Here is a 24,843-nt window from a genome sequence, read left to right on the forward strand (position 1 = left end):
TTTGATGAGATCCAACTCTACTGCTTGGGAAGCTGGCCTGCGGTGATGTGATCATAGTACGGACTTCGAAAATCCTCCACAAATTTTACTCCGAAGCCCTGGCCAAGCTCCCATTGTGCACGACGAGCCCATGGTGTTCCGGGGTGATTTCGGACGACCGATTCAAATTCGTTGCGCGCCACTGCATCTTGTTTTTTTAGTTCTTCGAGATCGACCCGAGTCTCTTTGACTTGCTCTTTGTCCGGTTCCAAAAGGGTGTGCACGTACTGAATCGACCAGCAATTGTTACGCGGATCTTTCGGGGTGGGACGCGATTTTCGGTGCTGATCAATCGACAATAGCAACTGGAACAGACGCACCCGGTATGCCAGACATTGCGCGTGCATCAAATCAAAATTGACGCGCCATCGAGCCGACGACTCTTTGTCTCGCAGCTTTTTGACAGAATCCAGAATTCGGACCTGATCGTTCAACATCATCAGTGCTCGTACGGCCTGTTCAAACGTTCGGACGGCTTCTTTCTCGAACGTTGATGGATCACCACTGTACCAATGGGATTTCATCATCAGCTTGGAATCGCGGTGGGGATTCAGAGCTTGTACGACCTGCCATTGCGCTTCGCGAAAGCGATGCTCGGATCGATTCTTAATGTATGCCTGACGGGAATCCAGATCGGGTAAATATTCTTTCATTCCCAACAGATCGTATTTGCGATCCTCGTGACTTCCATAGCCGGCCAGATTGTCCTCGTGACCGGGAAGGATGAAAAAAATTCCTCCCGTCTGTTTTGCCAGGCGCACCTGTTCATACGGTCCGAATCCGCTGGAAAAAACGTCCCAACGGTCGTGCAACCCGTCGAATTGCAGGCATTCGGGCTCCGGCGTCTCAGGACCGCGATTCACGGGTATCCAATGTTTCAGGCGGTATTTGGGATCGATCCAGCTCACATGTGCGATGGGATACCCAAATACCGAATAATGCCCCAGCACATACACCGATGCCTTCGCTTTTTTGCAGGCATCAATGACATCTTCCACCTGGTTTCCATCGTCACCCGATTCATCCGAGACGACGATGAAGACCAGTTTTCGTTTCTGGCGACGGGCAAAGTCCTTGTACTTCACCAGGGCGGCTTGAATTGATCCGCACATGTTTTCGATACCAGATTTGTCGATTTCAATCGCATCGATTGCCGATTTGATTTCTTCCGTGTTCGCGGTGGGTTTGGGAGTCAGTTCATGAACATCTTTGCCAAAGCTCATGACCGACGAGAGTAGAGTTTCCTCTGACGGCTTCAGCTTGGCATCGACTTGCTGCGCTCGGCCGACCTCTTCATAGATCTTGTAGAACCGTTCTCGAATCTCTTGCTGATCATCCTGCATACTCTCGGATTCGTCGAACAACCAGACGACCAGCACCTTTTGCTCGCGCATCATCCGGATCAGTTCCAGCGTCATTTGTCCAAGCGCCGCGCCATAGCCCTCGACAACCCTGCCGGAATCTCCGGTCACTTGTGTGGCGCCCAGGTCCTTTGAGATCACCTGCAGGCCTGGTACGTTGAATTCACCGATGTTCAATTGGACGGTTGGCTGTTGCAGACTTGGGGCTTCGTCCAGTTGTTTTTGCGCGATGACGGGGCCTTCTGAGCCGCCGATCGAAACGCCACCAGACTCAAGCGCCCCCGCCACATAATTGACAGTCTCTGACGTTTCCGTTGAGGGTTCCACTTCGTGATGAAACTCTTCAACCGTGCGATCTTCCGAAAAGATCGAATCGACGATCGTATGCAACGGCCCCAGATGCGATTCAAATACGATTAACGAAAGGGCAATCAGCATTGCGGCATGCAACACGAAAGACGCCGCCAACCCGGAGAGCACAGGTGCTTTCAGGCTTCGCCAGGAAGATCGCGAATTCAATGGAGCCGATGCCATCTTGGAACCAACTACCGGGTCGACAATCCTTGTCGAGAGTCACTGGAGAGGACGTGCCTGGTTGGCGATCGCACAAGCACACAACCGTCAGATGTCGCGACGCTGGGGTTGGTCGGGCACCTGTTTCTTTGTTTTGACTTTTGTCTTTGGATCTTCGACGTCAATGAATTTGGGACCTGATTTCTGACGGCCCGCTGCCATGGTCGGCGGGGGTTCGACGCGCGATTCTTGCCACTGCCATCCCATCGGCACCGCCTTCTCGCGTTCGGCGAGAAGTGCCCACGGGGTCCCGGGGTGATCCGCCATCACATGTCCCAGATACTCCGACGCCTTCAGCGCAAGCTTTTTGACGGCACCGCCCGAAGTCACTTCTTCGGCGGGAACCAGACGCCAATGATTGTTCCCCGATGTCTCGAATCGCTTTGGATTGGCTTTCATCTCAGCAAGCATCGAATTGTAGCCGAACGCACGGACGCGCAGCGCGAGAGTCCGGCCCAGTGCCAAGTCATAGCTTGCTTTCCAGCGGGCTTCCTTGATCTTCGACCGATCCTTTTCGCCTTGCTCAAGCCGCTTCATCAAATAGTCCAGACTGGCATCCAGATCCGCGATCGGCTTTTGTGCTTCGGTCAATTCCTGCCGCAAGATCGTGTCGTTGTCGGCACGGAAATCGAGCCGCGGCATTGAGATACTGAGAACCTTTCGATTCTGTGCTTCGCGTTCGACTTCCAGACAGCACTCCAGAAGTGCCGCCTTCGAACGATTCGCCTGGATATCACGATCGAGAACGGCAATGGAGCGATAGTCTGGCGCATAGTTACGCATGACGGCCGGGTCGAAGGAATGCCGCCCGCGTCCCGCATCCGCGACGAAATACAGGCCATTTGTTTCCGTACAGAGTCGAGTCAATCCGTACGGTCCGAAACCCGACGACATATCTTCAAAATCATGGCCGTTCGTTCCCCAATAGCCCAGTCGCAAGAGCTCGGCATAGCGTGATTCCGGTCCCTTCTGCATGACACCGATCACGCGTTCACCATCTTCCATCTGGAAGGGAACTTCCACATTCTTCCGTCCAAAAGGAGCCGAATCCCCCACGCAATAGCAGCGCATGCCATATTTTTTGCAAAACGTGATCGCTTGTTCGAGATTGTCGGGATCAGAACCTTCCTCGTCTGTCACGACAATGATCATGACATCCCGCCGCGCTTCGGTGCGCTGCGGAAGAAACGCCTTCGCGACTTTCAGCACGGCAGAAAACGTATTCTCTTCACCCGACGATTCCGATTTGATTTTCCGCACGACTTGCACAAGTTCTTCGGCATCGTCGAGAGGTTTGTCGGTCACAATCGTGCAGGTCGGACCATAAACCGCGACGGCACTTTTCAACGCTTTATCAGCACTGACGTTCAATTGATTGAGCTGGTTGTAGACATTCTCAACACGCGTCGCGATCTGTTCTCGTCGAGCCGACAATGAGGGGGATACGTCAAACAACCACACAACCAGCGTCTTTTTTTCACGAAGTGAGTTGGCAATTTCCCAGGCCAGTCGATCGATGGCTCCTTCGACGCCCCCTGCGTGCTCGGTCGATCCCGATGTGGCAACCGGGGACAGCAAATCCGACCGCGATGGCTGGGGAAGTTCTTCCGTGACAGGGACGGCCACTTCAACAGTGGTTTCAATCGACTTTTCAAGTTGGTTCTGAGGATCTCGAGTCAGAACGGACGACGCTTCCTGCGACGCCGAAAAACGGCTGTCAGACTCGTTTCCGACTTGTTCTGTCGGAGTTGCCTCGAATTTTGGCTGGATCGTTTCGTCGGCTTCCTCGTCAATCAGGCTTGAAATCGACGTGAAGACTTCAAGCTTTTCGGCAAAGCGAACCAGGCTGAGTCCCGCCAAGAGGACGAAATGCAAGCCAAAACTGATCAGACACCCCAGAATCAAGGTCTGCCTGATTCGCCGCGGGTCTGTTTTGCGTTCAAAAACGTCGACATGAGATGCATTCGTACTCACGAAACAGTCCCTCGCGACCAAGCCATTTCACGGCTTTGGCTGTCGTACCTCGAAAAAAGCATCGTTTTCGAACGCAGTTGTCGCCAAACGCGATCAACGCTTCACCACATCCGCCGAGAAAACAAGGCCTTGTCAATTCAGTCTATCGCACCAACAACACCCCAGCAATTCGCCGAATGTACGCTCAACCGACGTCACAGGCAGAATGACCTTCCGCGTTCAGTGATCTGAAATCGTTCGTCCAAACGACAATCACTCGGGTCATTCACCCTACCCGCTTTGAACACCTTGATTACCTCGGAAACATCACAAACGTTCGTTTTTGCCAGAAGTTTCTCGAACGAAGGGATTCAACTGACCGCCACGACGGATGCATCTCGAATCGTGTTCCACTGATCCTGTCGTTCGCGGTCGCTCCGAACTCGGTCGACTCTGGGGCGCTGGGGAGTTTCTCCTTGACCACCCTCAGAAGCCAGTCCTATGATTCTACAGGTCCTTCAATGGGAACATGTTCCTGAAATGGCGATTGTTCCGGCTGTAACGATTGGATCGGGCTCCAATGGCAGCCGTCACTCCGGACAATCCACAAGTGTGAGGGCGCTCGAAGACTGATTTTAAGGAAGAATCCACGCGCGGAGCGCACTCCACGATAACTTGAGAGAATCTGCTGTCGACTTTGTCGATGTAGAGTCGATAACAGAGCAACTCGGTTCAGCCCCACGACAAGGATCGTGTCATGCATAATCTCGGTAAGGTGTTCGCATTTCTCGTCGTCATTGCAGCGATTGGCGCGGCTGTTCTGACTTCGAAGCTGGTCGTGGTCCGAAATAGCTGGACGGCGAAGTCGGTCGCGCTCCGAAAGAAAACGGCTGCGGACGCCGCCAAGATCGAAGCACTCGAACTCAAAATCGACGCCCTGAGAGGTGAAGTATTTCGGGCTCGAAACCTTTGGGGTGATTTTTGGAGCAATGTCCAGACTAATATCCAAGTGCCCGATCAGGGAATTTTGCTGGTCAATATTGGCAGCCGCGAACGTCTGACGCCTGATCTGGCCCTTCATGGCTTTGAGCTTGGTGCGGACGGGTCATCCATCTATCGTGGCAGTTTTTCACCGATGGAAATCGCCGATGGAAACGCAACGCTGAAGCCCAATTTCCGCGTCACCCCCGAGGATGTCGCAGAATGGAAACCCGGAAGTTGGCGATGGCGAAATGCCATTCCTTCGGGATATATCGAGAACATTGACGGCCAACTACTGGCCGTTTTGGCACAAGAAGAGACACTGGGTGATCGACGGCGTACACTCGCAGGGCAAAACGTTTTGCTGGAACAGGCCAACGAGGGATTGAAACAGCGCGAAGCCGAATTGCTGGGTGGTGATGTATTGGCCAAGTCGCCACTGGTCGGTACCGAGTTCCGAGACGGTCTTGTCCCGACGATCGAGCGAACAGAAGAAGAGCGAAATCGGACGCTTGAGAATGTCGACGAACTTCGTCGTAAGGTTCGAAAAAAGCAAGAGGAAATCGACACCTTGAAGTCGGACAATGCGGCACTGGCGCGAAAGCTGCCAGGTGGCGCGCCGACGGAAGCACGGAAGTCGTCGCGATGACTTCAAGGGGCCTAAGGCCCCTCGCCGCACGATCAATAGGACGATTAAAGGGCGACACGGACGATGGGCTCTAGCTACCGCGATTACATGCAGGACCGAGACGACCAAGGCCCGACGTGGGGGCATGACACCCCCACCACGAAATGGCTCATCGTCGTCACCGTAATCGTATTCTTCCTGCAAGTCTTCATGACCCATCGTGCCCCTGTGCGAAGCTCAGGGCCCAGCGTCGACGCCGGACAATCCGCGACGGTGCAACTCGTCTCACAAACGTTCCATGGCATGCAACCTTCGTTCGTCGAAGATTGGCTGCTACTCGATGATGCCAAAGTTCGCTCGGGTCAAATCTGGCGACTCGTGACTTACGTGTTCTGTCATCCCCGTGACAATGCCTTCAGCATCCTGTTCAACATGCTGGTGCTTTGGTTTTTGGGTTCCATACTCGAGCGTGGAATGTACCGCTCAAGTGAACTTCTCTGGTTTTATCTTACCACAGCGGTTCTGTGTGGACTGGTCTTTGTGGGTTTTGGCTATTTCATGCGGTTGCCCGATCCGCTTTTGGGATCATCCGCCTGCGTAATGGCTTTGCTGACCCTTTACGCCACGCATTATCCGACACGCGAGATTCTGGTGTTTTGGATCGTTCCCGTCCAAATTCGTGTCGTGCTGCTGATCGCCGTCGCACTTGATGTCTTCACGATTGTGAATGCGTATCAAGGCAACCAATCTTGGGTTGTCGTCGCCTACCTGACGTCGCTCTGGGGTATCGCGTTCGGATACGCCTATCGTCGATTTGACCTGAATCTGACCGCGTTCATGGAAACCTTTGATCCACGACGCCTCCGCCGTTCGGTACGGAATCTCTCGGCGCGGCGACGGCTTAAAGTCTTTCAACCCGAACCGACCGTCAATCTGAACGAAGAAGTCGATGCCATCCTCGCAAAGATCCACGAACAGGGGTCCGAAAGCCTTACCGACCGAGAACGGGCCATCCTGCAGAAAGCTAGCGAACGGGCAAAGAACCGGATGTAGTTCTTTCCTCACCTAGCTCATGCATTTCGTCTAACGGCGTCGCGGCAACGTGTTGAAGTAAGGGGACAGGCACCTTGGCATTGACGATGTCATGGCATTGGTTTAATCGGGCCTAAGCCAGTCAACGTGACGTCAACAGACTACCGGTCTGTATCAGCGACGAGCGATGGCATCTTCCGTCGTCGTTAATTCATAGCCATCGGGGAAGAGCGACGCCAATTCATCGCGGCTCTTCGTAATGATCGACCGTGTCATGGGACCTGAAATCTGATCCAGGCGAACGACCTCCTGTGTGATTTCTCCAACCACTTTCAGGATGAAGCCCCATCCAACCGAGGCCGTGAATCGATTGCCATTCCAAGTGACATGCTGCGCCACGCCGTCACCCGCGAGTTTCATTTGAATGAGGCGCCTCGCATCATCGGCGGTGACGCCATGTTTCCACACAAAAGCGGACATGTTGCTTTTCCTAATGAGAACTGGAAGGGTTGTTCTTCGCGAAGAACCATCCACGCCGGATGGCATTCTTGCGTTCAGGCCATTCTGTCGAGTCACCCCACTCCTTTCGGAGTTTGTCTTCCGTTTCCATATTCCAGTCGCAGCAAGTGCTTCCGTAGTGTCGATATGCCGCATAGCCATAGCGATATGCCAGATCGTCGTCATCACGATAGACGTCGCTGCTCGTATCCCGATCACGTTCAGCTGGTTTTGCGTTAGGAACATTTTCAGGAGGAATGGGTTCCGAACCCGCGGCCTGCGACAACGTGTCTCCCACGTTCTGCTTCAAGTTCGGGGCCTCGGCACCGAAGTCATATTTCGTTTGCTTCCAATCTCTCTTAAACGCATCTTTGACTCGTTCCCAAGCAGTATCATCGTCTTTCGTGTACCAGCTTGGACGCGTTTGTCGGGTGGTTGCCATTTTCAGAACTCCTTGAATTTCGGCTGATTCGTAAAAACAACTCCACGCGCTCAAATTCCAAGGAAAGCGAGACGTGGAAGAAAGCGCGCAAATAAAGCCTAGTTCCAAGCATCCCCCATGGAGGTGCGCCGATCTCGATGTGATCGGCCAGCCACATTTGATGCACCTGACGTACCACGAGACTGCGATGATCCGTTGTTGCAGACGGGCCGTCACCACAAACGAACGATCTTGCGAACCTTCGGATTGAGTCCAATCGCCGTAACACAATCGCGAGACGACGTTTTCACCCGCTGAAACGCTCTCCTGAAATCGCGGCAATGAAATTCGCACGGCCCCCATGCCGATTATGGCAGGAACGAGTGACATGGGACGCTCGCCGGACACTGCGAGTGATTATCGATCACATGCCCGTTCGTTTTTTTGAAGCGCTGCGAGGCATGTCGTTTGCGAGCATCACAACATGCTCGAACAAGCGCCGATGGAGACTGACCATGACCACCAAAACTGACGCACCACAGACGGTCACTGAAGTCTTCGATCACGATGACGTCGCGGTGGCCGCCGTTCGCGAACTGAAACAGGCGGGGTTCGGTGAGTCTCAAATCGACATCGCGTTCCTGGAAATGCGATTCGATCCTCAAGTCCGTCAGGTCCCCTCAGAAATGGGAGAAATGGCGATCGTCGGAACCGCGGCCGGCATCGGCATCGGGGGACTCTGGGGACTTGCCACGCTGGCCGAGATCGCTCCCGGCATCGGTCCGGCGATCCTCGAGGGCCCCGCGAGTGTCATTCTGTGCGGCATGGCAGTCGGCGCAGCCACCTGGGGAACCATTGGTGCAATCGTTGGGATGTTCATTCCGCGAGACGCATTGGTGACGCATCCATCGCCATCGACGGCCAGCCATGCCATCGTCACCGTCCAAGCTGGAGATCGGGTAGGACTCGCAAGCTCAGTCCTCAATCGATTCAGCCACATCGACCATGGGATGCCTCAGGCGTCTTGAGCTCCTCGCTGATATGTCCTGCGAGAAGCACGACGCCGCGATCGTAAGGTTCCATCCCCGCTCGCCCGTCAACCATGCCGTCACAATTCCGCACAGGTGCTGATTTTCGTGCAATTTGGTCGACGACAAGCCCGCGGAGATCGCTAAACGGGCAACATTTCGCCTTCATTCCAGCCACCCGAGTTCCGCAGGTCACAAAACATTTTCTTAGCCCACGTAAACAGGCTATTAACTTGTATTTGTCACCAATGTCTTGGCAGATTTGACAATCATCGCGCCGATCGAAATCGATTTGGAATACCAGTTGCTTAACTCCCCTGACGACAAGCTGCAGACAACTGTGTCGCACAACGACTGAACAAATATCAAGCAGGAGTTCAATCATGACCGCCGCACTGGATTATGGAAGCACTGTGATCGGAGTTTTCAACAGCCACGACGAAGCGGAAAATGCGATTCGAAACCTCAAAGAAGTGGGATTCGAAGAAGATCACATTGGCATCGTCGACGAAGTTGCATCACATCCAACTTCCGCATTCTTCAGTGACGCATCGGCCTCGACAGCCACATTTGGCGCACTGGTCGGACTGGGTGTCGGGACCATCTGGGGACTCGGAATCCTTTTGGGCCTCTTGCCCGGATTTGGCACCGCATTCATTGGTGGAACGTTTGGCGCACTCGTTTGCAATGCGGCCATCGGGACGGCAATCGCCGGACTATTGGGGGCGATGATGGGCTTGGGTGCATCAGATCAGAAGTCGCTTCGAGACACAGACGATGACCACCTAACACGAACGATCGTAACGGTGAAATCTGAGGATCGCGCTGATACAGCGTGTGCGATAATGAATCGTTATCAGCAAAAATCCTAACTCCGTTCTCGCCCCGAATGACGACTCACTCATGTTGAGAGAAACTGATCCGTCCACAGTCGAGCCGATGACAATCCCAGTGGACGGACTGAATTGGTGACGACGTCAGAGATCGGGCGCTCATTCTTTCGCTGCCGCCCCAATCGAATCGAAATGCGATTGCAACTCATATTGTTGACTCGATCGCACTGGTATGAGCGGCCTCTTTGAGGTCCCGACTTCTTCGATGGAAGGCAACACGGCTATTCGGTTGAACGTCGCAGCGCTGAGCGTGCGCGCTGCGGCATCGAGAAATGGAATCGGGCCCGCACGTGAAATGAGGAAAGACAATGCAGGCGAATAGAGGCCATTTAAATCCATTGAAGAATTCCCTTCCGAAGTGTCCCACCGGGATTCAGGGTCTGGACGAAGTGACTCAAGGCGGACTTCCATTAGGTAGACCGACACTCGTTTGCGGATCTGCCGGGTCAGGCAAGACGCTTTTTGGTTTGGAATTCCTTTTACGAGGAATCATCGAATATGGCGAACCAGGCGTCTTGATGACATTCGAAGAAACATCGAGCGAGCTTTCCGCCAATATGCGTTCGTTGGGATTCGACCTCGATGAATTGATTCAGCAGAACAAACTGATCATCGACTTCGTCCGTGTGGAACCACATGAAATTGAAGAGACTGGCGACTATGACCTGGAAGGACTGTTTGTCCGACTGAACCACGCGATCGCAACGTTGGGAGCCAAGCGTGTGGTACTCGATACGATCGAGGCCTTGTTCGCTGGCCTTTCGAATAGTTCGATCTTACGCGCCGAATTGCGTCGGCTATTCCGCTGGCTCAAAGAAAAAGGTGTCACCGCGGTCATCACCGGTGAGCGAGGCGAAGGTGCATTGACGCGACAAGGACTTGAGGAGTACGTCTCTGACTGCGTCATTTTCCTTGATCATCGAGTGACGGAACAGATCTCGACACGCCGCCTGCGAATCGTCAAGTATCGCGGTTCAACGCACGGGACCAACGAGTTCCCGTTTCTGATTGACGAGGATGGCATTTCCGTCATTCCGATCACTTCAGCGGAAATGAACCATCCCGCAAATGATGAGCGTATTTCCAGCGGGATCGGCGCGCTGGACGAAATGCTGGACGGCAAGGGGTACTTTCGTGGCAGTAGCGTCTTGATCACGGGGACGGCCGGAACCGGGAAAACAAGTATCGCCGCTCAGTTTGCGGTCGCAACATGCGGCCGCGGTGAAAAATGCCTGTTTGTTTCCTTTGAAGAAGCGCCACAACAACTCATTCGCAATCTCCATTCGATCGGCCTGAACCTCGGTCAGTGGATGGAGCGAGATTTATTGCGAATCCACTCCACTCGACCGACCAATTCGGGACTGGAAATGCACTTGGCCGAACTCCACAGGCAGATCCTGAGTTTCCAGCCGACGGTGGTCATCATCGACCCCATCAGCAATTTCGTGTCCGCCGGCACAATGTCGGAGGCGGGAAGCATGCTCGTGCGGCTGATCGATTTTCTGAAAAGTCGAGGCATCAGCAGCCTGTTCACGAACCTGACACATGGAGGCGTGACGCCATTTCAGACAGACCTGGGAGTTTCTTCAATCATCGACACCTGGCTGTTGCTGCGTGACGTTGAGTCGGCCGGCGAGCGTGAAGCCCAGATCTTCGTCCTGAAATCACGAGGAATGGCGCACTCAAAACAAGTGAGACGTTTTCAAATCACAAATCACGGTATCGAACTGTCGATCGGTGACAAATTGGAGCCACCGGCAGCGAAGTGCAAAGCGAAGTGATGAATTTCATTCGCGGAAGCGTGCGAAATTTTCTCTTCGAGGGAGGACGATTATGAACACAAATGAGACCGAAGACGTCGACGATTTTTGGAAACTTCGGTTGTATGTCGCAGGACAAACATCGAAGTCGCTCGTCGCATTCGCAAATTTGAAAAAGGTCTGTGAAGAGCACCTGAAGGGCAAGTACTCGATCGAAGTCATTGACTTGCTCACGAATCCGCAGCTTGCACAGGGGGATCAGATTGTCGCGGTACCGACTCTGGTTCGCATGCTGCCACCGCCGCTCCGTAAAATCGTGGGTGATCTTTCAAAGACGGAGCGTGTCCTGGTTGGGCTTCAGCTTTGCCCACAACAAGCGAAGGAAGCAATATGACCAGGCAGTCCATCGACGGACCGGCGAGCAATGGATCAGACTTCTCGGAACCGCGGAAGCCGCGATACGTTCTGAGGCTTTATGTTTCGGGGCTGACGCCGCGATCGACCGAAGCGATCGCGAAACTGAAGGCCGTCTGCGAAGAATACTTGTCCGGTCGCTATGAACTGGAAGTTATTGACCTGTTCCAGGAGCCCACTCTGGCGAATGTTGAACAAATTATCGCCACACCAACCTTGATTAAGAAGCTGCCACTACCGCTACGCCGGTTGGTTGGAGATCTTTCAGACACGGAACGCGTCATTCGCGGCCTGAATCTATTCGAACACATGGAGCATTAAATCATGACCATGTCGAACGGGGCCGACGACCTTGCAGACCTGCATCGACGGCTGGAAGAAGCGGAAGAAACCTTGCGTGCGATCCGCAGTGGTGAGGTCGATGCACTTATTGTTGATGGAAACAGTGGAAACAAAGTCATCTATACGCTGCACGGCGCGGATTATCCGTACCGAGAACTCATCGAAGCCATGCAGCAGGGTGCGACCAGCCTGAGCAGCGATGGAACGGTGCTGTACTGCAACCGCTTTCTGATCGAGTTGCTCGAGGTCGCGCATGAAAAGGTCATTGGGCATTCGCTTGCATTGCACATCGCGCCATCGCAGCGAACCGCTTTCGATCGAATGCTGCACGAAGGTCGAACAGGGAAATGTCAGGGCGAACTGGATTTTCAACTCCACGACGGACGGACAAGACCTGTATTAGTTTCTCTGGCTCCACTGCCACTCGATTTTGCCGATGCGATCTGCATGGTCGTGACCGACTTGACGGACCACAAGAAACATCAAGACCTTCAGGAAGCGAATCGTCGCAAGGACGAGTTCCTTGCCATGCTGGCGCATGAACTTCGAAATCCTCTGGCACCCATCCAGAATGCCGTCGTGATCCTCAAACATCTTGGACTGGCTGACGAAAATGTCCGCTATGCCCACGAAATCATCGATCGGCAAGTCCACCACCTTTCCCGCCTTGTCGACGATTTGCTGGATGTCTCACGGATTACGCTCGGAAAAGTCAAATTGCAGCGTCAACCGATTGAGCTCAACGCCATCATCAGCCGCGCCGTCGAAGCAAGCCGGCCGTTCATCGACAATCGCCGACACCAGATTACGGTCTCGTTGCCGCCAAAAGGAATTCGAGTTGACGCCGATCAAACCCGGCTGACACAGATTTTGGGCAACCTGCTTTCGAACGCGGCAAAGTACATGAATGAGGGTGGTGAGATCTTTCTGACGACCGATCACAATCCGACTGAAGTTGCAATTCGCGTACGCGACACGGGCATCGGAATCTCGGCCGACTTTCTGCCGCGTGTCTTCGATCTCTTCATCCAAGGCGATCGCTCAATGGCTCGCTCGGAAGGTGGTTTAGGAATCGGTTTGACCCTTGTCCGTCGGCTCGTGGAAATGCACGGGGGAAGCGTCGAAGCTTTTAGCAATGGGCTCGACCAAGGCAGCGAGTTCGTTGTTCGACTGCCCATCCTCAGCGACGGCCAAAAAAACGGCGAATCCGACGCCGCGCTGGATTGGGAACTCCGCAGCGAGGCCAAACGAAGAGTTCTCGTGATCGAAGACAACAAAGACGGTGCCGACACACTGGCGATGCTTTTGCGAATGATGGGCCACGAAGTGCAAATCGCCTATTCGGGTGCCGAAGGAATTCGCGTCGCTGGAGGGTTTGGACCCGATGTCATTTTGCTTGACATCGGTCTGCCCGGAATTTGCGGTTACGACGTGGCGAAGACACTTCGATTGCAACCGGAATTCGAACACACGGTGTTCATTGCCATGACGGGATATGGGCAAGATGACGATAAACAACGCAGTCTTGAAGCAGGATTCTCGTACCATTTTGTCAAACCGCTCAATCCCAAATCGCTTGCACAAATCTTGGAGATCCCGGGTACCGGTGAAGCAATTTCGGGATAGGAAAGGACGGCCATTCACAACTTCGAAGACGCTTAGAACCCATGCATGCGAATTCCATTTCGCCGCAGTGAATTGATCGGACGGAGAATGGCCAACTGACTTTGTGCCTTGGCTGACGAATTCGGGCAACTTAAACAATTCGAAATCACCTGTGCGCAACGACAAGGTGCATCATGTCATCCGTCGGGAATCATGCATCGTCTGAAATCGGATTCGCCCATCGGGGTATTCGTGCCTCGGCGAGACGTTCACGACTGTCCGCAAACGAAATTCGACGTCGTGCATGGCATATGCTACCCGGGACCCTTCCATTCATTTTGGCAAGTGTGCCGCGGTCTGACGTCCAGCAATATCTATGGATCTATCAACTGGCCATTGCCGTGTCGACAATCGGATTGAGCGTTTTGGCATTCTGGGCGTATTCCGTCATTGAACGCGAAGGCGAGCAGCACTCAGCAATTAACGCCTTGACCTATGGGGTTATTCCGTTGTGCATGTTACTCGCATTTCCTCGTCAGCCCGAGTTTGCAGCGGTATCGCTGGTCATCCTCGCATTCGGAGACGGATCGGCCTCGCTATTTGGGCAGCTATGGGGTGCACGCAAGCTACCCTGGAATCCCCGCAAATCCTGGGTCGGTTTCGCCGCCTTTATCCTCTGCGCCGGCCCCGCGGCAGCTGTCGCCTGTTGGCTCCACGCGATCCCCGTGGTGACCGTCACGACGGCAACTGTCTGCGGAATTGTCCCGACCATCATTTGTGCGGGCATCGAATCGTTGTCATCCGATTGCTGTGAAAACCTGCGAATCAGCGGTACCGCCGCCATCATGGTCGTCATCTGCTCATCCTTCTTCGTAGCCTCTTAACAGTGGGCTGAAGCAAGTAAGTGAGGCACCCCGGCATTCATCTTGAATGACGAATTCCTTCGTTGACTTGCCGCGAAGCATCGCTATCATGACGAAGGAATTCGTGGATCAATCAGCGAACGGACGGACGCGTTCCGCGACTGACCATACTCTTCGAGGGATCCAGCATCATGGCACGACCGCAGACCGGCAGGCCGACGGATCAGGAATTAGAGATCCTGAAGGTTCTTTGGAAACGCGGACGCAGCAGCGTCAGAGACGTCTGGCTGGAGTTGCGAGAATCCCGAGAGATTGGACAGACGAGTGTCCTCAAGATCATGCAGATCATGCGTGACAAGGGGCAGCTCGTGTGCGACGCCGACCAGCGGCCGCAGATATTCTGGCCAAAACAGACTCAGAAATCGACGCTGAAGCAATTGGCGGGAGATCTGTTGCAGCGCGTCTTTGGCGGGTCTGCGAGTCTTCTACTTCAGCATGCAATCGACAGCAAGCAAGCATCCCGTCACGAACTGGCTGAGATTCGAACATTGCTCGATCAACTCGACGATGGCAAAACGCCGTCAAAGTAGAAACTCGGTGACTTGTCGCATTGAGCGAGCTGTTTCACGCGGCCATCGATGAGAACCTCACCCAAACGAGTTTCGTCGACCTCACGTCACTCGAACAGCATTGCGAACCATTCCGTCGAAGCGCATCACAGATTGATGCAGAACCGCCCATACGCCCATTGTCGCGGAGATGCCTGATGTCGATTTTTGACGATCGCCTTTCTCACCAGCTCGTCCTGAAACTGGGAACCGTGTTAATTCATTTCTGCTGGCAAGGCGTACTCATTGCGGCAATCGCCGGGTTGACACTCGGCTTGACGCGACGCGCCACACCGTCAGGACGGTACTCGATACTCTTGGGATTCTTCGGTTTGATGATGCTGTCTCCCGTGATCACGTTTCTCTGCACTGCGGCGCCAGCGCCGGTCTCGACAATGGTGAGACTCGATCACCCTGTACCGGAGCACGTCATTCTGTCGACGATCAATCGTCCGCTTGAGATTTCACCGAAAAACTCCGCGCCGACGCCGATCATTTCAGAAGTCATCGACGAGAGTCACCTCCCGGCGAAGTCTTCAGTATGGACGACCACCGAAGACTGGACACGGCGAAATCTGCGATTGCTTGTCGTCGCCTGGGCGGTTGGCGTTTGCACCTTCTCATTGCGCCTCATTCTTGGCTGGCGCGCTGTCGTATTCATTCGCAGGAACGGCCTATCGTCGACGGGAACACGTTTGCAGTCTGCATGCCAGGCACTTGCGGCCACCCTGGCCGTTCGACAAACCGTTCAAGTCTGCGAGTCGGTATTTATTCAAGTTCCCGTCGTGGTGGGCTGGTTGCGTCCCATGATTCTGCTGCCCGTACGCCTGATGACGAAGCTGTCTGACGAAGAGATCCACGCCATTCTGGGGCACGAATTGGCTCATATCCGTCGCCACGACTACTTCGTGAACATCGCGCAGATCGTCGTCGAAAATCTGCTGTTCTATCATCCGGCGGTCTGGTGGCTCTCCCGCCGCATTCGCCAGGAGCGCGAGTACTGCTGTGACGATCTGGCCGCCGCCGCTTGTGGCGGAAAGATCGTGATCGCCCGGGCTTTAGCAACACTTGCCCAGCTTCATGCGGCCGCTCCATACGCGTTACCCGCCGCCACTGGCGGTTCACTGTTAGCACGCATTCGGCGTCTCGTCCGCGGCGATGCGCCGCCCGATCGATTGCCATCGAGTGGCCTGGGACTTGGGATGCTTTCCATGACGGTTGCGATCCTGGTTCTGTCACTCTTCCTCACGACAGATCCCGGTCAGGCACAAGCTCAGACCAAAATCGAGACAAAATCGACAGACACCGATTCTGCTCAAGATCCGACTGCCACCCAAGCGGCAAATTCGTTCGATGAACTCTATCGACTTCGTGATGATGGACGAGTCATCCGTCGCATTTCGATTCCTCGGATGAAGGAGGCAAAGCAGCGTTACGAAGCAGCGGCGGGTCCCGCCCAGGTCGCCGCCATGCCAGACGGTCCGGGAACGATCATTTGGAAGGACGATTTGCGAAAAGTGGAGATCAAGTCTACGACATTTGGTGATCCCGCTTTGGAACTGCATAGTTTGATTGAACTCCTCACTCACCGCAGCATGTCTGAACTTGAAGGCCCTGCCACATTGTGGTTGACGAAAGTGCCGGGTGACTTCGTCGTCTGGGAGAATGCACCTGAAGAACGGCTGATCGCGGATCTCGAATGGATTCTGAACCGCGAATTGAATCTGAATGTCTCGTTGCAACTCGAGGAGGTCGAACGAGAGGTTTACGTTGCCATAGGTGCGTTCAAAGCAAACCCCGCGGGACCTTCGATGCGATTTCAAATGAAACCTCGTTCGACTTACTTGCTTTATGGCAAAGCCCAAGCCGCTCATCCATCGCATTTCATGGGCAAGTACGAGGAATTTTGGAAGGCCATCAGCCTGCGTACTGGACGACGTATCATTGATGACTCGACACAGAAGCCCGACGACTATATGCAGTGGTTGATCTCCTACGACGATCCTGAGACGACTGTCTGGACCACGATTCCACCAAAGCAATTCTCTGCCAACGCCGAGCAAGTCCTGCAGCACGTCGCGGAACAGACTGGTTTAAAATTCACGGAAGGTCGACGGAAAATCCAAGTGTTGTCGCTGAAACGAAGCGATCACATCCAATCCGTCGGTCTCCGATCGGGCGCCGCCGCATCCAAACACCCCCTGGATGAGGCGAACACTCGAGACGGAGATATCGCTGCCGCGATTGATCGACTCCGAAAGCAGGAGATCTTCGTGCGGGAATTTAATTCCCGCAACGACCCCAGATACTGGATTCAAGTGATTGTTGATCTGAGTCGCACAATCCCGATTTCGGGCGACGAAATTCTCGTCGACATCGAAACGATTTCACGTGACAGGTCACTGGACTTGCATCTGAAGAACGTCGATCTCACCCCAGCCTCCGTTGCACGACTCGGTGCCACGAAGCACATCTCCACACTCGAGTTGTCGGGCCGTTCGATCAACGATGAGTTGTTGCAGGCGATTTCGAACCTACCGATCGGTCGTCTGGAGCTGGGTAGTGGCCCGTATACCGATGACGGCGTTAAGCAGCTCGCCAATTGCGTTGCTCTGGAATCAATCAGTATCGCTGGACCTTCGATTACGAACGACTGTTTCACCCACTTGGTTCGTCTACCGAGACTTCGCGGAGTCGGACTCCGTTCCTCCCAATTCACCAGCGGCGTGCTCGCGACATTGGCGAGGATACCCGACCTGCGACGAATGACGATATCAACAACAGAGCAACTCACGTTCGATCTCGGACCGTTTTCAGAATTGCGAAGTGTCGATTTCACTGGCGCCACATTTGGAGACGATCTGACGCACGCGCTCGCCGAGAAATGTCCTCGGCTGGAGGAGGCCTCCATACGGAACTCCTCGATCACAAATGCGGGAGTCGCCGCACTCGTACCTCTGCGGCATTTGAGAGTCCTGGCGCTGGATCGCGCTCAAATCGATGACCGTATTGCGGATTCGATTCAGAAGATGCCCAATCTGGAATGGCTTGACCTGAACAATTGCGATATCGGAGACCGAACGCTGGCTGCCGCATCAGGTTGCTCACGTCTGAGCTATCTCAACCTCGGCCAAACGCAAATCTCCAACGAGGGGTTGGCTGTCATTGGCAAGTTGAAGAACATTCGTAACTTGTCGCTATGGTCGAATCAGCAACTGACCGATGAGTGTGTTTCGCATCTCAAGCAACTCCCCGACTACCGCATGAAATTCGTGCTTCATTTGCAACTGGACGGCACCCAAATCACGAAGAATGGGATTCTCGAGCTACAAGCCGCACTTCCGAACGCCAGCATCTCGCCTGCTGCGGCATCGCAATGACAGCGCGATTTGAGGCCTGAAACTCCAATCCATTGCACGGTTTAGACTCACCAATTCCTGGTGGGCCCTTCGCAAGGCGTCCATTCCGAAATGGCGGTTGCAAACTCACCGGCCGGGATCCCGTTGACGAAGGTCGATTCGGAAGGTCGATAAAATTGGCCGGCCGTGTCTCGCGGATTCTGCGATGCGAACACGGATACGGCGGGTGCAAGAAATGTTGAAATCAGCGACAGGTCATTGACTTTATCCAGAGCGGAATAGTATGAGTATTCTGTCTTTAGTCGAATTGCGACGGTCGAGGATTTCACGATCTGCTTCGGTTTTTTGTGATACGGCGCCGCCATGTCGCTGGCCGCGACAGATATCTCCGACATTTCCCTTCAGTTACGGAGAGCTTCGTTATGCCCAGAATGCATCTCGTCCTAACAACCTGTCTGTGGACCCTGTGCGCGGCACCGTTATTCGCGGAGGATGCCGAAAAGCCCAATGCCCCGCCTTCCAAACCATCGAAAAACGCAGCAAGCAGCACGCCACCAAAGTCGACTCACAAGCAAGCGCGTGTTCTTATACCGAAACACGACGACGCGAAGATCGCGCTGAACACATTCTGCCTGACCCCGACTGGTGACCTGCTGCTATGCGTGGGTGGGCCGTGGGTTGACTACAAACCGAAAGCCGATGATCCGTCGCAGTACGATATCACGCGTCACAAAACGCGGGCATTCGTCCAACAGTATTCCCCCGATGGGAAACTGATTGCGGAATTCCCGGTTGATTTCAAACCGACCGGAATCAACATGCTCCCCGACGGCAAACAGTTTGTGGTCGCGGGCGAAGGCTGGATGGCGCGCCTGGATCTCACGGGCCAGGTTCTACACAAGGGCCGCACACCCCAAGTCGGTGACTATGAGAAATTCAAAGTCGCGGCGCTCAGCGAAGCGAAGACGGAAATGAAAGAGCATTGCCGACAGTTTGAAGATCAACTTCAGTCGATCGAAACGATGATCGCCAAGCTGGAAGAAACGCCCGAGGAAAAGCGCACCAGCACCGCCAAGGCGCAACTGAAAGCTCAGAAAGATATGGCGAAACAGGTGAAGTCTCAACTTCAGCAATTCGAACAAATGTTGGTGCCGGATGATCCAGAAGACACGATCCGTGATCGACTGACGGTCACAGGTGTTGCCGTAACCGACAAAGATGTGTTTGTGTCTGTCCGGAAACTGAAAGGCCACGGATATGAAGTCTGGCGCACAAACCATGATTTCGGCGAAGGCGAGAAAGTCGTTTCCGATCTGGGCGGATGCTGCGGCCAGTTGGATATCCAGGCCTCTGCGGACAAATTGCTGATCGCCGAGAATGGCAAATTTCGCGTGGGGATTTACGACCGCGATGGCGAGATGACAAAGAGCTTCGGGAAGCGTGACCGCAAAGCAAGCGATGGCTTCGGCAGTTGCTGCAATCCCATGAATGTGCGCTGCTGCTCGAATGGCGACATCCTGACGGCGGAATCGAGTATCGGAGACATCAAGCGATTCTCTGCCGATGGAAAATTCCTGGGCTATGTCGGAAAAGCCAAGATCGGCGGTGGCTGCAAACATGTCGCCCTTGAGTTTGATCCGGCCAGAAATCGGTATTACATGCAGCACCAAGACAAGGGGCAAATCTGCGTTCTGGTGCCTACCGACGAAATCACGGGCCCGTCAGAAGACGAACTGCTTGAAAAGGCGGCTCGTGAAGGATTGGGAAAGAAGCTGACGGGGACATGGGTCATTCCGAATGCCAAGAAACCGAAAGCCAAGAATCTGACAGAACTGGTTGGTGGACTATTTGGCGCACAGGACGGAATGTCACAACACCCCGCCGACGTCCTGAGCTTTGAGGATGACGGAAACCTGCACGTAACCGGCGGTCAACTGTCACGATTCACCGCAGGTTCACCGCCGGAATGGAGACCGATCCAACAGAACGACAATCTGCTCGACGTCGGAATCGTGAGCGACGGCGTCGAATCGTTCAATTTGCGGGTGAAATTCATCACAGACGATTCGGTGACAATTGAATTGCGCTACGACGAGAACGTGATGGCGTCGGCCGACTATCAGCGAAAATCGACGGCCGCAACGTCGTCGACCGAAAACGAATCGATCAAATCGGAAACGCCAAATAACTGACGTTCGGAAGGTGAAGGCCACAACCGTTCACAACCCGAAGTGAGGGGAATAGGCACAATTTCCCGGTTGATTGCAATCCGCAGTGCATCGAGCAATCCGCAGTGCATCGATTAGAGCCCCCTCCTCTTTGCCGCGGGAAAATGAGCCAGTTCCCGGCCTGCGAACGGTTACGTAAAGACCGATTTCAACATTGATGGATCTTGCCCCCCGATACCTTCAGGTCATTTTCAAGGAGCTCCCATGAAGCACTGTCTGACGATCGCCTTAACAATGATGGCGATTGCGTCATCAGCGTTGTGCGATGACGCGACTCGAACCCCTCTGACCGTGGTGGTCATGGACCCGCTATCGGCACCACTCGCGTGCGATTGCGTGAAAGGTTATGCCCAGCGCAAGTATGAAAAACTGGGTGAGTTCCTTCAGGACAAACTGAATCGCCCCGTTCGAGTGTATTGGGCGGAATCACTCGCCACAGCGATGGAAGAAAAGACGAAAGGTCGCGCCGACCTCATTATCGGCAAACATTCCGTCGTGCTGGCCGATGCCAAAGAGTCGAAGCTCACGGTGGAACCCGTTGCTCAGTTGACGGGCAAGGACGGAAAAACCACTCAAACAGGGCTGTTCATTGTCCGCACCCCCGACAAGGCCAAATCCATGGCGGATCTGGCGGGATATCGGATTCTGTTTGGCCCGGCAGATTGTGACGAGAAGTCCGCCGCACCGATGGCCCTGCTGAAAAAATCAGGGCACGCCATCCCGACGCCGGTGGAAACATCGCCATCGTGTAGCGACGCGGCGAAGGCACTGCTCGAACTGCCCGCGACAGTGAACGCCGCCGCGGTCGTCTCCAGTTACGCGCAGCCGCTCTTAGAAGGTTGTGGCTCGATTAAGAAAGGTGACGTCCGCGTTATTGGTGAGTCGGCACCCGTTCCATTCATTACCGCCTTTGTGAACACGGCATTGAGCAATCAACTGAAGTCCGAGATCACAAGTGCGCTGCTCAAGGTTGGCGAAGAAGCCTCGCTGCTGATCGCGTTGGAAACCGAAAAGGGATTCGTTCGATATGCCGATCCCAAAGATCAAACGACATCAGCGGTGGAACAGCCTGATTACTCCCCCCTGGTCGGACAGGCCGTTCTGTCCGGAAAGGAGGAGTGGCCGCAATTTCGCGGCCCCTTTCGCGACGGCACTGTGGATTGGCTTCCGAATCGACTTCCGGTCACTCCGAAGTTCGAATGGACAGCGACGCTTCCCAGTGATGGCCTGGGAGGCTTGGCGGTCGCATCCAACAGCGTGATTGTCAGTGGTCGCGATCCACTTGATCAGCAGGACCTTTGGACCTGCCTTGACGCATCCTCGGGTCGCATGCGCTGGAAACTGACGTATCAAGCGCCCGGTCGACTCGACTATGGCAACTCACCCCGTGCGACCCCGCTGATCGCGAATGATCATGCATGGTTGCTCGGGGCATTCGGACATCTTCACTGCGTTCGCCTGAGCGACGGTCAGATCGTCTGGAAAACATCCCTCAATCGGCAGTTTGGAATGCCGCCGCTGACGTGGGGACTCGCCGGTTCACCGTTGATCGTCGAAGGGCGATTGATTGTCCAACCAGGCGGGCCACAGGCATCGATCGTCGCGCTCAACCCGATGACGGGCGACGTCATCTGGACAACACCAGGACTGCCGCCTGGCCATGCGTCGATCGTCACGACGGTCCAGAATGGAGATCGCCAACTGATCGGTTGCGACAAGGAATCGATCGGTGGTTGGAAGGCGTCGACGGGGGAAAGACTCTGGACAATCGTGCCACACGAAAGTGGGGACTTTAATGTTCCGTCTCCCATTATCCATTCATCGGGCTTTGTCGTCGCAAGCGAAAACAACGGTGCCCGAGAATACAGTCCGCGAAAAGATGGCCAGCCGGGCTTCGAACAAGTCGCACACTACGCGACGCTGTCGCCAGATTCTCATTCGCCCGTTGTTTCGGGCGACCGGCTAATCGGCATTCACAATGGCCTGCATTGCTTGTCATTGACCGAGGGATTGACTTCGATCTGGCGATTAAAAGATCGCGCCTTTCGGAATTATGGCAGTCTGATTGCCAGCAAAGATCGCATCCTCGCCTTGACGTTTCATGAGGAACTTGTACTGATCGACCCGCACCAGGCCGCTCCGATGGTGGTGTCACGCTTACGACTCTCGGACGAAGGTTCCGATTGCTGGTCGCATCCCGCGCTGGCGCATCGTGCGCTCTATGTCCGTCTTGGCCGCGCCGTCTGCCGACTCAACCTTGACGAATCCGCAGGTTGATGGTCCAACGTCGCCGAAAGTGCGAACTTTTGCTGCGACGCGTGACTTGTCGGAACGAGAAATAGCGATCGAGTGGACGGGACTGAATAAGCAAAGCGCCGGAAGCCCCGAGTGTTCGGCAAAGTCCCCCACCAACTCGAAGATTTCGGAATGACAAGACACTCGATTCGGGCAATACCCGCTCACCTGCCGACATCAAAACGTCGTCAATCGAATCATTCTGGTCGATAGCGCGCCATACGAAGCCCGCATCACAGTCGCCCGCTACGAAAGATTCCGTAGACGAGCCAGAGCGCAAGCAGACTCGACAAGACATAGATCGGTACGGTCACCCAGAGTGAACCGGCCCCGCGGGAAATGATCAGGGCTGACGCGACGATTAGCGAAGCCACAACCATGCCCACCACCAGGCGATTGCTCGAGCGTTCCAGTTCAAGAATAAAGTGATCGAGATTCCGATGCTCAAGCTGGATTCGCAGATCATCTTCGCTCAGCTTGCGAAGCGTCCGGCTGACTTGTCCAGGGATGTCATGTGCGTATTCGAGAAAGAAGCGTGACTCGGTCCAAATCTTTTCGGCCAATCGCTGCGGTGAATAACGCTGCTTAACCAGGCGTTCAACGAACGGCTGCAAATGAGCAGCCAGATTGAACTCTGGGTCCAGAGTTCGACCGACACCTTCCAGGGTGACGAAACAACGAATCAGCAGCATCAAACTGCCCGGGCAACGAATCCCATGGTTCGAAAGAATGGCCACGAAGTCGGACAGTAACCGTCCCACATGCAGGCGTTCAAGTTCGATGCCATAGTAGTTGGCGACGAAGTCGCGCATATCGATCTGCAGCAATGGTCGATCGACTTCTCGATAGGATTCGCCGATTTGAAGCACCTGCTTCACTGCGTTGTCGACATCCTTGCGGCTGATGGCCAGCAACAGATCGACAAGTTGCTCACGAGTTCGCTCGTCCAGAATACCGATCATGCCATAGTCGAGCAGACAGATCGTGCCATCACGACGCACGCGCAAATTTCCGGGGTGCGGATCGCCATGGAAGACCCCAAACTCAAAGACCTGCTTCATGAAGATCCGGGCACCACTGGCGGCAATTTTCGACGGGACGGTGATGTCGGGTGGAATCTGGTCAATTTCGTCCAGTTTCAGCGCATCCAGAAACTCCATCGTCAAGACGGCATCCGTCGTCAGATCCCAGAAGACTTGGGGCACGTAAAGTGTCGGATCGTCACGGAACAGACGACGAAACTCGTCCATCGTCCGTGCTTCGCGGGCGAAATTCAGCTCACGGCGAATGGAGCGGGCAAAATGGTTGACCAACCCCACAGGATCGAAGATCTGGGCTTCAGCCACATTCCGTTCCAGCAGAACGGCGAGTTCCTGCATCAGCAACAAGTCGCGTTCGACATCACGGACGGCGGTGGGGCGGCGAATCTTGACGGCCAACTGCGTGCCATTGAAATGTACTGCCCGGTGAACTTGTCCTAGCGACCCTGCGGCGAGTGGTTTGCGATCGAAGCTTGCAAACAATTCGTCGACTGACCGTCCCAGTTCACTTTCGATTTGCGCGACGGCATCCTCAGAAGGAAATGGGGGAACGCCTTCCTGCAGTTTTTGGAGTTCGACCAGCATTTCTTCGGGCACTAGATCCGGCCGGGTGCTCATGACTTGACCGAACTTGATGAAGGTCGGCCCGAGCTTCTCGAGCGTCATGCGAATTCGTTCGACAAGACGCAGATGTCGTAGTGGTTCTGGTTTCGTACGGCTGAATCGGCGACACCAGTGATACCAGACGTTGCGCAATCCAATGCGATCGACGAGATCGCCGAATCCATGATTCAACAAGACGGTCACGATTTCGCTTGTTCGCCCAAGATTTCTGAGCAAGCGAATAGGACTGGCTTCCAAGTGGCTCCTCCGATCTCGTGGGCTCAACGTCGGACGCGAGTATATCCTGATTCGGAACCGA

At 54.4% G+C, this 24,843-nt stretch carries 19 protein-coding genes; 13 read left to right on the forward strand and 6 right to left on the reverse strand.

Translation table 11 applies throughout. The annotated features are described in order from the left end of the window. Positions 1-17 precede the first annotated feature (17 nt). Both OSO_RS0110455 and OSO_RS0110460 read right to left on the reverse strand, forming a co-directional pair. A complete protein-coding gene (locus OSO_RS0110455) occupies positions 18-1,880 on the reverse strand; it encodes a vWA domain-containing protein (RefSeq protein ID WP_193378330.1) in 1,863 nt (620 codons plus the stop codon). Positions 1,881-2,021: 141 nt separating this feature from the next. Then, positions 2,022-3,947, reverse strand: coding sequence for a vWA domain-containing protein (locus tag OSO_RS0110460; protein ID WP_157605136.1), 1,926 nt, complete (start codon positions 3,945-3,947; stop codon positions 2,022-2,024). Between the two features lie 736 nt (positions 3,948-4,683). Here OSO_RS0110460 and OSO_RS0110475 point away from each other — a divergent pair. Further along, positions 4,684-5,556, forward strand: coding sequence for a hypothetical protein (locus tag OSO_RS0110475; protein ID WP_010583321.1), 873 nt, complete (start codon positions 4,684-4,686; stop codon positions 5,554-5,556). Positions 5,557-5,619: 63 nt separating this feature from the next. Continuing rightward, positions 5,620-6,588: a rhomboid family intramembrane serine protease gene (locus OSO_RS0110480; protein ID WP_040591631.1), complete on the forward strand. Its 969-nt coding sequence runs from the start codon at positions 5,620-5,622 to the stop codon at positions 6,586-6,588. Positions 6,589-6,741: 153 nt separating this feature from the next. Here OSO_RS0110480 and OSO_RS0110485 read toward each other — a convergent pair whose 3' ends face one another. Further along, on the reverse strand, positions 6,742-7,047 hold the full coding sequence (locus OSO_RS0110485) for a hypothetical protein (RefSeq protein ID WP_010583323.1): 306 nt from the start codon (positions 7,045-7,047) through the stop codon (positions 6,742-6,744). 10 nt (positions 7,048-7,057) lie between these two features. After that, positions 7,058-7,507, reverse strand: coding sequence for a hypothetical protein (locus OSO_RS50755; RefSeq protein WP_040592190.1), 450 nt, complete (start codon positions 7,505-7,507; stop codon positions 7,058-7,060). A 494-nt stretch (positions 7,508-8,001) separates the two neighbouring features. Here OSO_RS50755 and OSO_RS47770 point away from each other — a divergent pair, with 494 nt between their 5' ends. From OSO_RS47770 to OSO_RS0110550, 9 genes are all read left to right on the forward strand, one after another. After that, positions 8,002-8,514 (forward strand): hypothetical protein, encoded by a 513-nt coding sequence (locus OSO_RS47770; RefSeq protein WP_157605137.1) that lies wholly within the window; start codon positions 8,002-8,004, stop codon positions 8,512-8,514. Between the two features lie 383 nt (positions 8,515-8,897). Continuing rightward, on the forward strand, positions 8,898-9,386 hold the full coding sequence (locus tag OSO_RS47775; protein ID WP_010583326.1) for a general stress protein: 489 nt from the start codon (positions 8,898-8,900) through the stop codon (positions 9,384-9,386). A 329-nt stretch (positions 9,387-9,715) separates the two neighbouring features. Beyond that, entirely contained in the window at positions 9,716-11,188 is a 1,473-nt protein-coding gene (gene kaiC, locus OSO_RS42980; protein ID WP_010583327.1) for a circadian clock protein KaiC, read from the forward strand. 52 nt (positions 11,189-11,240) lie between these two features. Then, a complete protein-coding gene (locus OSO_RS42985) occupies positions 11,241-11,561 on the forward strand; it encodes a circadian clock KaiB family protein (protein WP_010583328.1) in 321 nt (106 codons plus the stop codon). Next, positions 11,558-11,902, forward strand: coding sequence for a circadian clock KaiB family protein (locus OSO_RS0110530; protein WP_010583329.1), 345 nt, complete (start codon positions 11,558-11,560; stop codon positions 11,900-11,902). Before OSO_RS42985 ends, OSO_RS0110530 begins: the two co-directional genes overlap by 4 nt. Before the next feature lie 3 nt (positions 11,903-11,905). Beyond that, complete coding sequence (locus OSO_RS42990; RefSeq protein ID WP_010583330.1) at positions 11,906-13,549, forward strand: hybrid sensor histidine kinase/response regulator; 1,644 nt, start codon at positions 11,906-11,908, stop codon at positions 13,547-13,549. A gap of 290 nt (positions 13,550-13,839) precedes the next feature. Beyond that, the gene (locus OSO_RS0110540; RefSeq protein WP_157605138.1) at positions 13,840-14,412 is read left to right on the forward strand and encodes a diacylglycerol/polyprenol kinase family protein; all 573 of its coding nucleotides are present in this window, start codon (positions 13,840-13,842) and stop codon (positions 14,410-14,412) included. Between the two features lie 170 nt (positions 14,413-14,582). After that, entirely contained in the window at positions 14,583-14,981 is a 399-nt protein-coding gene (locus OSO_RS0110545; protein WP_010583332.1) for a BlaI/MecI/CopY family transcriptional regulator, read from the forward strand. 176 nt (positions 14,982-15,157) lie between these two features. Next, positions 15,158-18,379: a M56 family metallopeptidase gene (locus tag OSO_RS0110550; RefSeq protein WP_157605139.1), complete on the forward strand. Its 3,222-nt coding sequence runs from the start codon at positions 15,158-15,160 to the stop codon at positions 18,377-18,379. Positions 18,380-18,426: 47 nt separating this feature from the next. Here the strand turns inward: OSO_RS0110550 and OSO_RS0110555 are convergent, their stop codons facing one another. Then, a complete protein-coding gene (locus OSO_RS0110555; protein ID WP_010583334.1) occupies positions 18,427-18,753 on the reverse strand; it encodes a hypothetical protein in 327 nt (108 codons plus the stop codon). A gap of 27 nt (positions 18,754-18,780) precedes the next feature. On the opposite strand from OSO_RS0110555, the gene OSO_RS0110560 reads away from it, so the two are divergent. After that, a complete protein-coding gene (locus tag OSO_RS0110560) occupies positions 18,781-20,550 on the forward strand; it encodes an NHL repeat-containing protein (protein WP_010583335.1) in 1,770 nt (589 codons plus the stop codon). Between the two features lie 240 nt (positions 20,551-20,790). Further along, the gene (locus OSO_RS0110565) at positions 20,791-22,863 is read left to right on the forward strand and encodes a PhnD/SsuA/transferrin family substrate-binding protein (protein WP_010583336.1); all 2,073 of its coding nucleotides are present in this window, start codon (positions 20,791-20,793) and stop codon (positions 22,861-22,863) included. Positions 22,864-23,114: 251 nt separating this feature from the next. On the opposite strand, the gene OSO_RS0110575 is transcribed toward OSO_RS0110565, so the two are convergent. After that, the gene (locus OSO_RS0110575) at positions 23,115-24,728 is read right to left on the reverse strand and encodes an ABC1 kinase family protein (protein WP_237729271.1); all 1,614 of its coding nucleotides are present in this window, start codon (positions 24,726-24,728) and stop codon (positions 23,115-23,117) included. Between the last annotated feature and the right edge of the window lie 115 nt (positions 24,729-24,843).

It is taken from the genome of Schlesneria paludicola DSM 18645, assembly GCF_000255655.1.
Classification (GTDB): Bacteria; Planctomycetota; Planctomycetia; order Planctomycetales; family Planctomycetaceae; genus Schlesneria; species Schlesneria paludicola.